This window comes from Streptomyces sp. NPDC002851 (genome assembly GCF_053591935.1).
In genome coordinates, this window is record NZ_JBSFUT010000006.1 from 51,394 (window position 1) to 66,612 (window position 15,219).

11 protein-coding genes are annotated in these 15,219 nt (G+C 71.0%); 4 read left to right on the plus strand and 7 right to left on the minus strand.

From position 1 onward, the window contains the following. Nucleotides 1–30 precede the first annotated feature (30 nt). The 6 genes from ACWD10_RS08750 to ACWD10_RS08775 all read right to left on the minus strand — a co-directional run bounded on the left by ACWD10_RS08750 (nt 31) and on the right by ACWD10_RS08775 (nt 9,795). The gene (locus ACWD10_RS08750) at nt 31–3,048 is read right to left on the minus strand and encodes an alpha-mannosidase (protein ID WP_451088445.1); all 3,018 of its coding nucleotides are present in this window, start codon (nt 3,046–3,048) and stop codon (nt 31–33) included. Nucleotides 3,049–3,082: 34 nt separating this feature from the next. Further along, nucleotides 3,083–5,206, minus strand: a complete 2,124-nt coding sequence (locus ACWD10_RS08755; RefSeq protein ID WP_451088447.1) for an endo-beta-N-acetylglucosaminidase — start codon at nt 5,204–5,206, stop codon at nt 3,083–3,085. Between the two features lie 23 nt (nt 5,207–5,229). After that, nucleotides 5,230–6,501, minus strand: coding sequence for a glycoside hydrolase 5 family protein (locus ACWD10_RS08760; protein WP_451088449.1), 1,272 nt, complete (start codon nt 6,499–6,501; stop codon nt 5,230–5,232). A gap of 100 nt (nt 6,502–6,601) precedes the next feature. After that, nucleotides 6,602–7,462 carry a carbohydrate ABC transporter permease gene (locus ACWD10_RS08765; protein ID WP_451088451.1) on the minus strand — a complete coding sequence of 287 codons (861 nt, stop codon included), beginning with the start codon at nt 7,460–7,462 and terminating at the stop codon, nt 6,602–6,604. Then, entirely contained in the window at nt 7,462–8,478 is a 1,017-nt protein-coding gene (locus tag ACWD10_RS08770; protein WP_451088453.1) for a carbohydrate ABC transporter permease, read from the minus strand. The genes ACWD10_RS08765 and ACWD10_RS08770 overlap by 1 nt, the downstream gene beginning before the upstream one ends. Nucleotides 8,479–8,493: 15 nt before the next feature. Then, entirely contained in the window at nt 8,494–9,795 is a 1,302-nt protein-coding gene (locus ACWD10_RS08775; RefSeq protein ID WP_451088455.1) for an ABC transporter substrate-binding protein, read from the minus strand. A 279-nt stretch (nt 9,796–10,074) separates the two neighbouring features. Here ACWD10_RS08775 and ACWD10_RS08780 point away from each other — a divergent pair, with 279 nt between their 5' ends. Beyond that, nucleotides 10,075–11,181, plus strand: coding sequence for a LacI family DNA-binding transcriptional regulator (locus tag ACWD10_RS08780; RefSeq protein ID WP_451088457.1), 1,107 nt, complete (start codon nt 10,075–10,077; stop codon nt 11,179–11,181). A gap of 25 nt (nt 11,182–11,206) precedes the next feature. Here the strand turns inward: ACWD10_RS08780 and ACWD10_RS08785 are convergent, their stop codons facing one another. After that, nucleotides 11,207–12,202 (minus strand): TAXI family TRAP transporter solute-binding subunit, encoded by a 996-nt coding sequence (locus ACWD10_RS08785; protein ID WP_451088459.1) that lies wholly within the window; start codon nt 12,200–12,202, stop codon nt 11,207–11,209. 127 nt (nt 12,203–12,329) lie between these two features. Here ACWD10_RS08785 and miaB point away from each other — a divergent pair, with 127 nt between their 5' ends. The 3 genes from miaB (at nt 12,330) to ACWD10_RS08800 (ending at nt 15,210) form a co-directional block, all read left to right on the plus strand. Then, a complete protein-coding gene (miaB, locus tag ACWD10_RS08790; RefSeq protein ID WP_451088461.1) occupies nt 12,330–13,862 on the plus strand; it encodes a tRNA (N6-isopentenyl adenosine(37)-C2)-methylthiotransferase MiaB in 1,533 nt (510 codons plus the stop codon). An 84-nt stretch (nt 13,863–13,946) separates the two neighbouring features. Further along, complete coding sequence (locus ACWD10_RS08795) at nt 13,947–14,336, plus strand: hypothetical protein (RefSeq protein WP_451088463.1); 390 nt, start codon at nt 13,947–13,949, stop codon at nt 14,334–14,336. Nucleotides 14,337–14,445: 109 nt separating this feature from the next. Then, nucleotides 14,446–15,210: a class III extradiol dioxygenase subunit B-like domain-containing protein gene (locus ACWD10_RS08800; RefSeq protein WP_451088465.1), complete on the plus strand. Its 765-nt coding sequence runs from the start codon at nt 14,446–14,448 to the stop codon at nt 15,208–15,210. Nucleotides 15,211–15,219: the final 9 nt, after the last annotated feature.

A 15,219-nucleotide genomic window follows, 5' to 3' on the forward strand; every position in this document is an offset into this window, starting at 1 on the left:
AACGACGCTCCGGGCGGGGAACAAGAACCGCTAGCGGGTGAACCGCAGCGTCACCAGCTCGAACGGGCGCAGCGACAGGGCCACCTCACCCCCGTCCACCACGTACTCCCGCGCCCCCACGAGGCTCCGCTCCAACAGGTCCGTCGCCACCACACCCCCCGCCTCGAACCCGCACCGCAGCCGCGTACGCGCCCGGCCCCCGCCCGCCTCGTAGAGCCGTACGACCACATCGCCCGACCCGTCGTCCGCCAGCTTCACCGCGCTGATGACCACCGCGTCGCCGTCGACCGACACCAGCGGAGCCACCGAGTCCACTGCGCCCCGCACCCGCCGCTCCGGCAGGTTGATGCCGTAGCCCTCGCGGACCGCGTCCATCACCGTCGCACCCGGGGCCAGGGCGTAGCGGAAGCGGTGTACGCCCTGGTCGGTGCGTGGGTCGGGGAAACGGGGAGCGCGGAGGAGGGAGAGGCGGAGGGTTGTCGTGGTGCCGTGGTCGTCGGGGCGGACCGTTCGGGTCACGTCGTGGCCGTACGTCGAGTCCGTGACCAGGGCCGTGCCCCAGCCCGGCTCCTCCACGTGCAGGAAGCGGTGGTTGCACGCCTCGAACTTGGCGGCGTCCCATGAGGTGTTGGTGTGCGTGGGGCGGTACAGGTGCCCGAACTGGGTCTCCGCCGCGTACCGCTCCGCGTGCACGTCCACCGGGAACGCGGCCTTCAGGAACTTCTCCGTCTCGTGCCAGTCCACCTCCGTGGCGATGTCCAGGCGCTTCGCGTCCAAGGGCATCCCCAACGTCTGGATCACCCGGCTGTTCCCGAAGGAGCGGACCACCGTGACCGTTGCCCCGTCCAGGGTCACCGACTCCGCGTCCGTCAGATCCGTGACCACGTTCCGGTAGAACGCGTCGACGTCCCACGCGTCCCACATGTTCGGGAAGTCCGGGTGGAGTTGCAGCAGGTTCGCCGCCGTCCCGGGTGCGATCGTCTCGCGGTCGTTCTCGAGGTCGTACGCCGAGATCACCAGGCCCCGGGCGTCGATCTCCACCCGCAGCAGGCCGTTGGCGAGGATGAACCCGCCGTTCTCGCTCGCGCGGGCCGTGACCGCGTCCCGCACCGATGGGACCGGCCCCGCGCCGCCCGCCGGGACCCCGCCCCGAGCGTGCGGCGCCCCATTGAAGACCAGCTCCCGCTCGCCCGCACCCGCAAGCGCCCCCAGCGCCGAAGCGATGATCCCGTTCAACTCCTCCGCCACCGCCGCATACGTCCGCTCCGCCTCTCGGTGCACCCACGCGATCGACGAGCCCGGCAGGATGTCGTGGAACTGGTGCAGCAGGACCGTCTTCCACAGCCGGTCAAGCTGCTCGTAGGGATAGCTGAAGCCGGGCACCCGTACCGCCGCCGTCGCCGCCCACAGTTCGGCCTCGCGCAGCAGATGTTCGCTGCGGCGGTTGCCCTGCTTGGTGCGGGCCTGGCTGGTGAGGGTCGCGCGGTGGAGTTCCAGGTACAGCTCGCCGACCCAGACCGGAGGCTCCGGGTACTCCGCCTGGGCCTTCGCGAAGAACGCCTCGGGCGCCTCCCACTCGACCCGCGCCGAGCCCTCCAGGGACCGCATACGGCGGGCCTTCGCGACCATTTCGCGGGTCGTGCCGCCGCCCCCGTCGCCCCAGCCCGTCGGCGCGAGCGAGTGCCTCGCCACGCCCTTGTCCTTGAAGTTCCGCGCCGCGTGGGCGATTTCGGCGCCCTTCATGGAGCAGTTGTACGTGTCCACCGGCGGGAAGTGCGTGAAGATCCGGGTGCCGTCGATGCCCTCCCACCAGAAGGTGTGGTGCGGGAACTTGTTCACCTGGGACCAGGAGATCTTCTGCGTCAGGAGCCACTTGGCGCCCGCCGCCTTGATGATCTGGGGCAGCCCGGCCGCGAAACCGAAGGTGTCCGGCAGCCACGCCTCCTCGTTCTCGACCCCGAACTCCTCGATGAAGAACCGCTTTCCGTGCACGAACTGGCGGGCCATCGCCTCCGAGCCCGGCATGTTCGTGTCCGACTCCACCCACATGCCGCCGGACGGCACCAGACGGCCCTCGGCCACCGCCTTCTTGACCCGCGCGTACACCTCGGGCCGATGCTCCTTGATCCACGCGAACTGCTGCGCCTGCGACATGGCGAAGACGAACTCCGGCTCGTCCTCCAGGAGCGCGGTCATGTTCGACGTCGTCCGCGCCACCTTCCGTACGGTCTCGCGCAGCGGCCACAGCCACGCCGAGTCGATGTGGGCGTGGCCGACCGCGCTGATGCGGTGCGCCGACGCGTCCGCGGGGGACGCCAGGACCGCCGCCAGTTCCGCGCGGGCCCGCGCCGCCGAGCCGTTCACGTCCTGAAGGTCGACCGCGTCCAGGCAGCGGCCGATCGCGCGGAGCAGTTCCCAGCGGCGCGGGGACCGCTCGTCCAGCTCGTGCATCAGCTCCCCGGCGACCTCCAGGTCCTGGATCAGCTCCCACACCTCGGCGTCGAAGACCGCGAGATCCATCCGGGCCAGGCGGTACTGGGGCTCCGTGCCCGAGGTCTCCTTGTCGCCCAACTCGGTCGGCTGGAAGGGGTGGTAGTCCAGGATCACCGGGTTCGACGCCGCTTCTATGTGCAGCTCGATCTGCTCGCCGCCCGCCACAGGTGCGCCGATCCGCACCCACTGGTTGCGCGGGTTGAGCCCCTTCACCGGCGAGCCGTCCGGCCGGTACACCAGGCCCTCGCACTGGAACCCGGGCATGTTCTCGTCGAAGCCCAGGTCGAGCACCGCCTCCACGGTCCGGCCCGCCCACTGGGGCGGCACCGTCCCCGTCACCTTGAACCACGTGGTGCCCCACGGGGCGCCCCACGCCTCCCCGACCCGCACCGGCTCGTGCCGCGCGGCGAGCCCCTCGGCCACCGGCACCGGCTCGCCCGGCGCGGTCCAGGCGGCGACGGTCAGCGGCACCGACTCGGGGTACACGGCGGGGCGGATCCGCTCGTCGAGGACGCGCTTGAGGCGGGCCTCCACGAGGGCGCGGTCGTCATGCATGGGCTGTGCTCCGTATCTGTCAAGGTTCGCCGGGTCACCAGGGGTACGTGGTCGTTGCGGGCGTCGACGCCGTGTACAGCTCGTCCACCGCCCGCAGCTCGAAGCGGGCCGCGCGCTCACCCTGCTCCGGCGCGAGCCCCTGGACGTAGAAGGCGCTGCCCGGCGTGCCGCCGAGGAAACGCCGGGAGCCGTCCGGCAGGACGCGGTGCAGTTCGTAGTGGCGTACGGACAGCTTGTCGGGGGCCGACCGCCAGCCGAAGCGGAACTCGCCGCCTGCCGCTTTCGTGACCCTGAAGTCGCTTGGTGCGGCGGCGTGTTGTTCGCCATGCGTGCCGTCGTGCACCGCGAGCGCGCCGAGCCGCCAGCTCGTCGCCGCCCTGCCGCTGCCGCCGCGCCCGCCCGCCGCCGTGAGCCGTACGCCCAGGGCGTGCACGGTGCCTACGCCCACGTCACCGAGGCGCACCGTCTTCGTGGACCAGCCGCCCGGCTCGACCGTCCCGACGGGCAGATACGTGTACGGGGGCGCCGCACCCGGCCCGTCCGGCTCGGCCGTGGCGACGGCGAGCTCGACCGTCACCGGGCCCGCCGCCGCCCGGTGGGTCAACTCCACCACAGTGTCCGGCCCGAGCGGCAGCCGCGTCGCGTACAGGTCCATCGTCGCCGGGGCCGCCGTCACACCGTCCACGAGCAGGCTGCTCCCGCCCCGCCAGGCGTCCGCGAAGTCCAGGGAAACGGCGGGCCGTTCACTCGTCCTCGACGAGGTCGCCTGCTCGGTGCGCACCATCCAGCGCCGGGCCGGAAGCCGGTCCTGGAGTCCCAGGTGATTCCAGGGCGTGTCGGTGACGGCCACCCCGTCCTCGTACCAACGCAGCCCGTGCCCCGTGTTGAAGCTGGTCGCGAACGGCAGCGCGGTGATCGTCGAGCGGTCCGCGACGACCGCGGCCGGGGCCCGCCAGGTCGCGCCCGGGTCAGGGTGGGCCGGGTCCAGGCCCGCGCCGCTCCAGAAGCGGTCGTCGGCCGCGTGGAACTGGCCCGGAGTGCGGCCCTCCGGGAGGTGGTGCAGGGTCCATTCGGGCCGGTAGAAGCCGTACGACGTGAGGTGCGGGCGCTCGCGCGGGACCACCGCGTCCCAGTCGACCGAGGTGTTCCAGCCGTTCGACTCGACGTCGACGCCCGCCCACAGCTCGTACCGGCTGCGGCCGAGCTCCTCGGCGAGGCGGCCCGAGTCGGTGAGTTTGCGGGCGGTCCAATTGAAGTTGAGGAACATCGAGTCGGAGACCCGGCCCGCCGCGCCCGGCTCGGTGGACTGGAAGAACTGCCGGTTGCTGTCGTTGAGTTCGTCCTGCCAGTTCACCGCGCCCGACGCGACCATGGAGTCGTACCACTGGATCCGCAGCCCCCGCTCGGCCCCGAGGCGCCGCAGCGCGAGCAGGAAGTCCCGCATGTCCGTGGCGAGTTGGGTGTCGCCGCCGTCGGTCTCGGCGTTGATGAACCAGCCGTCGAAGCCGTACGCCGCCGCCACCTCGGCCAGCTTCGCGGCGATCGGGAAGCCGCCGTTCGCGTCCCGCTGCACCAGGTCACGGGTCCAGTCCAGCTTTCCGCCGTACGCGGCCGGAGGCAGGAAGACATTGCCGAGCACGGTGACGCCGTTGCGGTGCGCGGCGTCGACCACGGGCGCGTTGGGCGCGAGGACGATGCCCTCGCCGGACGAGCCGCCCCAGAAGACCAGCTCATCGATGTACGCCCAGTGGCTCAGGGCGTAGTAGTCGGCGTCCGGTGCGCCCTGGGAGGGGTTGCCGGAGGTCGTGTCGAAGGCCACGAGCGCGGTGATTCGGGCCTGGTCGGCGCGGGCCGTGGCGTTCACCGGCACCGGCGCGAAGCGCTCGGCCAGCGGCACCGTCGACGTATTGAAGGCCAGGTCGGGGTCGCTGTCCGGGGTCCACTCCTTCAGCGAACGCCAGACGACGCCCTCGCCCGGGGTGCCGGAGGGCAGCCTGTCCGGGAACCAGTAGGAGGCGTACGGCTGCAGGGAGCCTGCCGCACGCGCACGAGAAGCTTCCGTGGCCACGGCGGCAGCGGCGTTCGGCAGCAGCGCGGCGGTGAGTGCGCCCGCGCCGGAGAGCAGCAGCGTGCGGCGGGTCGGCCGTGCGTGGGGCATGACGGTCTCCTTCGGGTGGGGAGTCAGTCGACCTGTGCGGGGGTGACCACCTCGGTGATGCCGCGGGCGGTCAAGTGCCCCTGATCGGTGGCGCGTTCGGCGAGTACGACGGCCGGGCGCACGTCCTGCGCGGCGAGCCGGTGCCACGCCTCGAAGAAGACGCCGCCGGGCGCGCAGCCGGACCGGGCCGGATCGTGTTCGGCGGTGCCGCCGGTGTCCACGACCAGGGCCGTGGTCCGCGGCGCCGGGCGGTACCCGCGGGTGCGCTGCTCGGCGGCCGCGCGCGCCAGGGCCTTGCCGACCGGCTTGGCCTCGCGGTCCTCGGTCAACAGGCCCAGGCCGTACTCGAGTTCGGGGAAGTCGGCCAGGGAGCGGGACACGTCGTGGGAGCACCACCAGGTGACGCCCCAGAGGTCCGCGCAGTCCAGGGCGGCCGCGACGGTGGCCTCGGTGAAGTGGGCCGCCTGCCCGTCCGGGATGTGCGGTGCCGGGGCGCCGACCTCCTGTAGCCACACCGGACGGTGCGGGTCGTCGTGCCAGGCCCGGGCCAGCTCGATCAGATACGCGGCGTGCTGCTCGGTGGCGGTGCCGGTGGGGCCGTGGCGCTGTGCGGTGCCGTTGAACACCCAGGAGTGCACGGCCGTCGCGGCGCCCAGGCGGGCGGCCTGCGCGGGCGTGAAGGGGTGCCCGTCCTGGTACCAGGCGGCGTCGTACTCGGCGTGCAGATGGAACCCGCCGGGCGCGCCCGCCTCGCAGGCCGCCAGCATCCGCTCCAGCCACCGCGACGCCTGCTCGGGCGAGATGGGGTCCGGGTCGGGGTGCGGCCGATCGGAGAACTGGTTGATCTCGTTGCCGACCGTCATGCCGAGGAAGTTCGGCCGGTCCGCGAGCGCGGCGGCCAGCGTGCGCAGATACTCCTCCTGGCCCGCGAGCACCTCCGGGTCGGTGAACAGGTTCCTGCGGTGCCAGGTCCGGGTCCAGGCGGGCAGGAAGTCGAAGCTCGACAGATGGCCCTGGAGCCCGTCCACGTTCACGTCGAGCCCGCGCTCGGCGGCGGCGTCCGCGAGCGCGACGAGCTGCTCGACGGCGCGTGGCCGGATCAGGGTGCGGTTCGGCTGGAACACCGGCCACAGCGGGAACACCCGGATGTGGTCGAGCCCCAGCTCCGCGACCGAGTCGAGGTCGGCGCGTACGGCATCGAGATCGAAGTCGAGCCAGTGATGGAACCAGCCTTGCGACGGTGTGTAGTTGACGCCGAAGCGGGGGGTTCGGGTAGGGGCAGAACCAAACGACATGGAGCTCCTTCTTTCGAGCCCGTCCTGCGATTGCGGACGAGCCCGCAGGGCGATGTGCGGTCACCGGGCCGACGGCACGATTCCGGCTCCGTAAGGCGGGCTAACCCTTCACGGCTCCTTCGCCGACGCCGCGGAAGAAGTACCGCTGAAGGCAGGCGAAGAGCACGATCAGCGGAAGCACGGCGATGATCGTGCCCGCGGCGACAAGCCGCTGGTTGTCCGCGAAGGTGCCGTGCAGATAGTTCAGGCCCACGGTGAGCGTGAAGTTGGACTGGTCGCTGAGCACGATCAGCGGCCACAGGAAGTCGTCCCAGGCGCCCATGAACGCGAAGATCGCCACGACCGCGAGGGTGCCCTTCACCGACGGCAGCGCGATCCGCCGGAACCGCTGCCAGGCGGTGGCCCCGTCGACGTAGGCCGCCTCCTCGATCTCGTACGGCAGATTGCTGAAGGCGTTCCGCATCAGCAGCACGTTCATGGCGGCGATACAGGCGGGCAGGAGCACGCCGATCAGGGTGTTGTTGAGCTGGAGCGCCCGCATCGTCATGAACTGCGCGATGATGATCGACTCGACCGGCACCAGCATCGCCATCACGAAGACGACCAGGGCCGTCTTGCGGCCGCGGAACCGCATCCGGGCGAGGGCGTACCCGGCGAGGGCGGCGCCGACGCAGTTGGTGAGGACGTTGGCGACCGCGACCTTCACGGAGTTGAGGGCGAAGTCCCACACCGGGATGAGGTCGGCGACCTTGGCGTAGTTGTCGAGCGTCGGGTCCGAGGGGAACAGCCGGGGCGGATAGCTGTAGATGTCCTCCGTCGGGCCCTTCAGGGAGGTCGACAGCTGCCAGAGGAACGGGCCGACGGTCAGGGCGAGAACCCCGAGCAACAGCAGGTAGCGCAGGGCGAGTTGCCAGTACGGAGTGCGGCGCCCGAAGTCGTTCACGGCGGCGTGGCTGCTCATCAGGTCTCGTCCTCCTTACGATTGGCCCGCAGGACGAGCAGCATCAGGCCGAGCGTGATCACGAAGACGACGACGGAGATCGCCGAGGCGTAACCGACCCGCCCGTTGAGACCCGTACCGACCTGCTGGATGAGCAGCACGAGGGTGGTGTCCTCGCCGCCGGGCCCACCGGTCGGGCCCGCCATCAGATACACCTCGGAGAACACCTTGAATGCGCTGACCGAGGACAGCGCCGCCACCAGGACCATCGTGGAGCGCACCGCGGGCACGGTGACGGTGAGGAAGCGGCGCACCGCGCCCGCGCCGTCGACCGCGGCGGCCTCGTGCAGCTCGCGCGGCACGTTGGCGAGCGCGGCAAGATAAATGATCATGTAGTAGCCGAGGCCCTTCCAGACCGTGACCAGCATGCAGCTGATCAGGAGCAGCCACCCATCGCTGAGGAACGGGATCGTGCCGACCCCGATCGCCCCGAGTACGGAGTTGATCAGGCCGCGGTCGTCCAGGAGCCAGACCCAGATCAGGCCGACCACCACGACGGACGCGACGACCGGCGTGTAGAAGGCCGACCGGAAGAATGAGATCCCCGGGATGTGCCGCTGCACGAGCATCGCGAGCAGCAGCGGAAGGATCACGAGCAGCGGTACGACCCCGAGGACGTACAGGACGCTGTTGCGCAGGCCGGTCCAGAACAGCTCGTCCTGGAGCATCTCCTGATAGTTGGCGCCGCCGACGAACGCCCCTTCGGTCAGTGTCCGCCGGTCGGTGAAGGAGCCGACGAGGGTGGACGTGAAGGGGTAGAGGATGAAGCCGCCGACGATCAGCAGCCCGGGGCCGAGGAACAGCCAGGGCGTGGAAGGCAGATGGGCGCGGACGCGGCGGCGCCGGGTGCGGTCGGCCGAGGCAGCCTCGGAGGTGGCCTCGGGCCGCCGCGGCCGGGGCAGCGCCGCGGTGCCGCTGCCGCCGCGTCCGCCGCGGCCGCCCTTGCGTACCTCGCGTATCGCGGTCGTACGTTCCATGGAGGTGCGCCGCCCTCAGCCCGTCGCCTTGAGCAGGCGGTTGCACTCGGCGACGGCGTCGTCCATGGCCTGCTTCGGTGACTTCTTGCCCTGCATGGCCCGGGCGACCTCATTGCGCAGGGTCGTCTTCATCTGCTCGCTGAGCAGCACGGGCGTGTAATTGACCGCCGTCTTCAGGGACTTGGCGGCCGCGGCCCGGACCCGGGTCTCGTCGGTGCCGTCCTCCTTGGTGAAGTACGGGGCGTCGAGGCTGCCCTTGGTGGACGGGAAGACGGCCACCTCGTGGGCGAAGGCCATCTGATTCTTCGCGTTGGTCACGAAGTGCGCGAAGGCCACGGCGGCGGGCTTGACCTTGCTGGTGGCGTTCACCATCACGCCCTGGACGTACATGTTGTCCTTGCCGGTGTTGCTCACGGCGGGCGTGATGCCGATGTTCTTGTAGAGCGAGGGCGCCTCTTTCTTGAACTTCTCCAGGTCGAGGGCGCTGCCCGGGTTCATGGCGATGGACTGTTCCTTGAACTTCCGCCCGGCGTCCTCGGCCTTGTTGGTCAGCGACTGCGCGTCCAGGGCCCCGGCGTCGTACAACTTCTGGTACTTCTCGACGAGTTCGACACCCTTGGGCTCATTGAAGGTGAACTCGGTGCCGTCGTCGTTCATCAGCTGCACGCCGTAGCGGCCGAAGTCCTCGATGGCCGGGACATTGGCGAGCATGGCGATCTTTCCGTCGCTCTTCTTCGCCATGTCCTCCGCCGCGGTGAAGAGTTCGGGATAGTCCTTCGGCGGCTTCTCCGGGTCGAGGCCCGCGTCCTTGAACAGCTTCTTGTTGTAGAACATCGGCCCGGTGTTGAGATACCAGGGGAAGGCGTACGTCCCGTCAAGGCCCGGCATCTCATGGCTCTTCCAGGCACCCGGCAGATACTCGTCCCGGTACTGCCCGGCCGCCTTGTCCAGGTTCACCGCGAGGCCCGCCTTGGCCAGCGGATAGGCCAGGTCGGGGGAGACGTTCACGACGTCCGGCAGCGTCTCGCCCGCGGCGTCGGCGCTCAGCTTGTCCGCGTAGCCCTCGGCCGGCTGGTCGATCCACTTGATCTCGACGTCCGGGTACTTCTTCTCGAACTGCCTGATCAGGCCCTCGAAGTACGGCTTGAAGTTGGTCCGCAGATTCCAGGTCTGGAACCTGACGGTGCCCTCCACCTTGCCCTCGACGCGATCGGTGGCGCCACCCTGCGGGGCGCCGCCGCACGCCGTCAGGGCGAGCGCGCAGACGGTGGCGGTCGCGGCGGCCGCGGTCGTACGGCGGGATATCCGGCGTGGCATACCTGTGGGCTCCTTTGCTCGGACCAGCAGTGCTCGGGCCTGGAATGGGCCGGACGGTACTAATGCGGTTTAGCGGGTGTCAACACCTCGCGCAGGAACGGATTTTGAGATCCCTGACCGATGCCGCACGAGGTATTGACAAGGCAACCAGCCGACAGAAAAGCTGAGTTGGCTAATGCGCTTTAGCCATGTCGATGTGTGACGCTCGCTGGGTACGTTCGCCGTACCTTCGCTGTGTACCTTCGCTGTGTACGTTCATGAGGGCGGGAGGACGACCGGGTGCGCAGGCCCACCATCAAGGACATCGCCCGCAGGGCCGGGGTCTCGGAGAGCGCCGTCTCCTTCGCCCTGAACGGACGGCCGGGGGTCTCCGAGGGAACCAGGGAGCGGATCCGCCGCGTCGCCGAGGAGCTCGGCTGGCAGCCCAACAGCGCCGCCCGCGCCCTCTCCGGGGAGCGCTCGGGCAGCATCGGCCTGGTGCTCGCCCGGCCCGCGCACACGCTCGGCGTCGAGTCGTTCTTCCTGCGGCTCGTCTCCGGTGTGCAGGAGGTACTCGCGGCACGCCAAGTGGCCCTGCTCTTCCAGGTGGTCGAGGACATCGACGCCGAGTGCGCGGTGCACCGCCGCTGGTGGGCCGAGAAGCGCGTCGACGGCGTCCTGGTCGTGGACCCGCGGATGGACGACCCACGGCCGGAACTGCTCGCGTCGCTGGGACTTCCGGCGGTGGTGATCGGCGCGCCGGGGACGGGAGTTGAGGGGTCGGGAGCGGGAGCGGGAGCCGGAACGGGAACGGAGGGGGCGGGCGCGCGGGCGCCGGAAGCGGAAGCGTCGGGCCTCTCCACCGTCTGGGCCGACGACGCCGCCGCGATGGCCTCCGTACTCGCCCATCTGCACGGCCTCGGTCACCGCCGGATCGTCCATGTCGCGGGCCTGCCCGGCCTCGCCCACACGGCTCGCCGGATCGCCTCGCTGCGCACCGAGGCCGCCCGCCTCGGCCTCGGCGGTGAAACCGAGGTCCGCTCGGTCACCACGGACTACTCCGACGCCGAAGGTGCGGAGGCCACCCGGCGGATCCTCGACGGCCCGAGGCCGCCCACCGCGATCGTCTACGACAACGACGTGATGGCCGTCGCGGGCGCTTCCGTCGCCGCCGAGCGAGGCATCCCCGTACCGGCAGGACTGTCGATCGTGGCCTGGGACGACTCGGCCCTGTGCCGGGTCACCCACCCGCGCCTGACGGCCCTGGTCCGGGACACCTCGGGATTCGGCCGCCTCGCCGCACAGGAACTCCTCGACCGGCTCGACGGCGCACCGGCCCGCAGCATCCAGGCGGAACTACCGCACCTGGAGCCGAGGGAGAGCACGGGACCGCCACCGTGCCCGTGAAACAGGGGCCTACGGCTTCACGGCTTCACGGCTTCACCGACCGGTAATACCGCCGCGCCCCCTCATGCAGCTCCAGCGGATCCGTATATATCGCCGTCCGCAGGTCCACCAGCTGCGCCGCATGCACCGTGGCCCCGATGTGGTCCCGGCTGTCGATCACCGTCTGCGTCAGGCGCTCCGTCAGCTCCGGATCCGCCCGGTCCGTCGTGACGAGCAGATTGGCCACCGCGAGCGTCGACACCGCGCTGTTCCGCTGCGCCTCCGGATACGCGTCGGCGGGCATCACGGCGGCCCGGTAGTAACGGGAGGCGCCGCCCTGCTTGTGCAGCTCCGGCACCAGCTTGCCGAGGTCCACCAGGCGTACGTCATGCCGCTGCGAGAGCTCCTGCACACTCCGCGTCGGCAGCCCACCGGACCAGAAGAACGCGTCGATCCGGCCCTCCTCCAGCTCCTTCGGGGCCCGGTCGATGCCGATCTCGACCGCCTCGACGTCCTTCTCCAGATCGAGCCCGGCCGCCTTGAGGACCCGCTCCGTGATCAGCTTCACCCCGGAGCCGCGCTGCCCGACGGCCACCCGCTTGCCCCGCAGGTCCGCGACCCGTACGACGGTCGAGCCGCGCTCGACGACGAGCTGCACATAGTCGTCGTACAGCCGGGCACAGCCGCGCAGGCGCTGCGAGCCGGCCTGGTTCTTCTGCCGGTAGTCCGCCACCGCGTCGGCCGCCGCGATGGTGAAGTCCGCCTTGCCGCGGGCGATCCGCTCGATGTTCATCTGCGAGCCCTCGCTGTGCAGCAGCTTCATGTCGAGGCCGGGCAGATCGCGCCCGACCGCCGCCTTCAACAGATCGCCGTACCGCTCGTACACCCCCGTCCGCACCCCGGAGCTGAACGACACCTCGCCGCTCGGCGACGGCTCGTCCAGCGGCAGCAGCCACCAAGCGAGCAGCCCGAGCACCACGAGGGCGACCGCGGAACCCTGTAGGGCGCGGCGCCGACCGAGGCGGGGGAGTGCCGTGAGCATGGCCGCGATCCTGCCAGCTCACCCAGTGTGAGACCAGGGCCCGAGACCGGCCCGAGACCGCGGCCGGGCCGGTGCCCGGAGATCACTGCCGCGCCTGGCGTCCGGCCGTAACCCTTACCCTGGTCGGGTGAGCGGTAACGAGGTAGCAGGCGGAGCAGTGGACGGTCGCAAAACGTACGAGGTGCGCACCTACGGGTGCCAGATGAACGTCCACGACTCCGAGCGGTTGTCCGGCCTGCTCGAGGGCGCCGGGTATGTCCGCGCCCCCGAGGGCACCGCGGAGGGCGACGCCGATGTCGTCGTCTTCAACACCTGCGCGGTCCGCGAGAACGCCGACAACCGGCTCTACGGCAACCTCGGCCGGCTCGCCCCGATGAAGACCAAGCGGCCCGGCATGCAGATCGCCGTCGGCGGCTGCCTCGCGCAGAAGGACCGCGAGACCATCGTCAAGAAGGCCCCCTGGGTCGACGTCGTCTTCGGCACCCACAACATCGGCAAGCTCCCGGTGCTCCTCGAGCGCGCCCGCGTACAGGAAGAAGCACAGGTCGAGATCGCCGAGTCCCTCGAGGCGTTCCCGTCGACCCTGCCGACGCGTCGCGAGAGCGCGTACGCCGCCTGGGTCTCGATCTCCGTCGGCTGCAACAACACCTGCACCTTCTGCATCGTCCCCGCGCTGCGCGGCAAGGAGAAGGACCGGCGTCCCGGCGACATCCTCGCCGAGGTCGAGACCCTGGTCGCCGAGGGCGTCTCCGAGATCACCCTGCTCGGCCAGAACGTCAACGCGTACGGCTCGGACATCGGCGACCGCGAGGCGTTCAGTAAGCTGCTCCGCGCCTGCGGAAAGATCGACGGCCTGGAGCGCGTCCGCTTCACCTCGCCGCACCCCCGCGACTTCACGGACGACGTGATCGCGGCGATGGCCGAGACGCCGAACGTGATGCCGCAGCTGCACATGCCGCTGCAGTCCGGCTCGGACACCGTCCTGAAGGCGATGCGCCGCTCGTACCGCCAGGACCGCTTCCTCGGCATCATCGAGAAGGTCCGCGCCGCGATGCCGGACGCCGCGATCTCGACCGACATCATCGTGGGCTTCCCCGGCGAGACCGAGGAGGACTTCGAGCAGACCCTGCACGTCGTACGCGAGGCCCGCTTCGCGCAGGCGTTCACCTTCCAGTACTCCAAGCGCCCGGGCACCCCGGCCGCCGAGATGGACGGGCAGGTCCCCAAGGAGGTCGTGCAGCGGCGCTACGAGCGTCTGGTCGCCCTCCAGGAGGAGATCTCCTGGGAGGAGAACAAGAAGCAGGTCGGTCGCACCCTCGAGCTGATGGTCGCCGAGGGCGAGGGCCGCAAGGACGATGCCACGCACCGCCTCTCCGGCCGGGCCCCCGACAACCGCCTGGTCCACTTCACCAAGCCGGCCGCCGAGGACGGCGCGGTGCGCCCCGGCGACATGGTCACCGTCGAGATCACCTACGCCGCCCCGCACCACCTGCTCGCCGAGGGCCAGGTCCACTCCGTCCGCCGCACCGCGGCAGGCGACGCCTGGGAGAAGCGCAACGCCCCGTCGGCCCCCCAGCCGAGCGGCGTCATGCTCGGCATCCCCACCATCGGCGCCCCTGCCCCGCAGCCCGCGGCGAGCACGGGCTGCGGCTGCGACTGACGACCAGCCACTGACGACCAGCCGCTGACGACCAGCCGCTGACGACGGCTGACTTGAGGGATCGCGTTGTACGGGGGGAACGGAATGGTCACGCGCTGGGCGCTGCTCGTCGAGCAGAACGAGGGCATGACGGACAACAAGGCCTGGGTCATCCGCGAGCTCGAACGCCTCGACGGCACCCGGGAACAGGCTCTGGCCCGCCTGGAACAACGGGCCAGGAACTTCGTCCCGGACCACCCGGCACGCGCGATCAGCACCCAGCTGTACCGCACGGCCGAGGGCTTCCTGCTGGTCAACGAGGGCTCGATGCGCCACTACCACTGCCGCTTCTCGGCCGTGGAAATGCTCCACGACAGCCGGGACGCCGAACGCGAGCAGGCACGGCAGGCCGCCGCGGCGCGCGAGGCGAAGGAGGCCGCCCGCCGCGCGGAGAAGGCCGCCCGCAAGGCGGCCCGGCGGAAGTGGGGCCGCTGAGGATCCGGTCGGATGCCACGGCCCGTGAGCCCTGAACGACGTCCGTCCGTATGCCGCACGCGGCGGCCGTAAGAAAACCCTCGGCCCACCGGGGGTTACGCTGCCGATCATGCTCGTAGCCGCCGCTGTCTGCCCCTGCCCGCCGCTGCTCGTGCCCGAGGTCGCGGCGGGTGCCGCCCCCGAGATGGACGCCGCACGGGCGGCCTGCGCCGAAGCACTCGGCGTTCTCGCGGCCGCCCGCCCGGACCGCCTCGTGATCGTCGGCCCGGCAGGCCCGGCAGACCCGACAGGCCCGGCAGGTCCGGCAGGCGTCGGCTCCTACCCGCAGGGCACCCGGGGCACCTTCCGCGGCTTCGGCGTACCCCTCGACGTACGCCTCGGGCAGCCCCCGGCGCCCGAGACCGCAGACCGCCCCGTACCGGCCCCGGACGTCGAGCTGCCCTCCTCGCTCGCCGTCGCCGCCTGGCTCCTGGAGCACGCCCGGTGGCGGGGCGCACCGGTGGAGGGGTACGGCGTGGCCGAGGAGCTGCCCGTCGAGCAGTGTCTGCGTCTCGGTGCGGGGTTCGTCGGCGGCACCGAGCGGGTCGCGCTGCTCGTGATGGGCGATGCCAGCGCGTGCCGCACCCTCAAGGCGCCCGGCTACCTGGACGAGCGGGCCGCGGGGTTCGACGCCGGGGTGGCCCGCGCCCTCGGCGCCGCCGATCTCGCCGCGCTGCGGAACCTCGACGCGTCGCTCGCCCGCGAGTTGCAGGCGGCGGGCCGCGCCCCCTGGCAGGTACTCGCGGGCGCCGCGGACGGCGCGGGCCTCGACGGCACCCTGCTCCACGACGAAGCCCCGTACGGCGTGGGCTACTTGGTCGCGGCCTGGTCGTAACGCCGAACC

Excerpts from the sequence above, each read along its gene's own strand:
- ACWD10_RS08795 (WP_451088463.1), top strand. The coding sequence starts at position 13,947 with ATGGTCACGCGCTGGGCGCTGCTCGTCGAGCAGAACGAGGGCATGACG.
- ACWD10_RS08785 (WP_451088459.1), bottom strand. The coding sequence starts at position 12,202 with ATGCTCACGGCACTCCCCCGCCTCGGTCGGCGCCGCGCCCTACAGGGT.
- ACWD10_RS08765 (WP_451088451.1), bottom strand. The coding sequence starts at position 7,462 with ATGAGCAGCCACGCCGCCGTGAACGACTTCGGGCGCCGCACTCCGTAC.
- ACWD10_RS08760 (WP_451088449.1), bottom strand. The coding sequence starts at position 6,501 with ATGTCGTTTGGTTCTGCCCCTACCCGAACCCCCCGCTTCGGCGTCAAC.
- ACWD10_RS08775 (WP_451088455.1), bottom strand. The coding sequence starts at position 9,795 with ATGCCACGCCGGATATCCCGCCGTACGACCGCGGCCGCCGCGACCGCC.
- ACWD10_RS08770 (WP_451088453.1), bottom strand. The coding sequence starts at position 8,478 with ATGGAACGTACGACCGCGATACGCGAGGTACGCAAGGGCGGCCGCGGC.
- ACWD10_RS08750 (WP_451088445.1), bottom strand. The coding sequence starts at position 3,048 with ATGCATGACGACCGCGCCCTCGTGGAGGCCCGCCTCAAGCGCGTCCTC.
- ACWD10_RS08800 (WP_451088465.1), top strand. The coding sequence starts at position 14,446 with ATGCTCGTAGCCGCCGCTGTCTGCCCCTGCCCGCCGCTGCTCGTGCCC.
- ACWD10_RS08755 (WP_451088447.1), bottom strand. The coding sequence starts at position 5,206 with ATGCCCCACGCACGGCCGACCCGCCGCACGCTGCTGCTCTCCGGCGCG.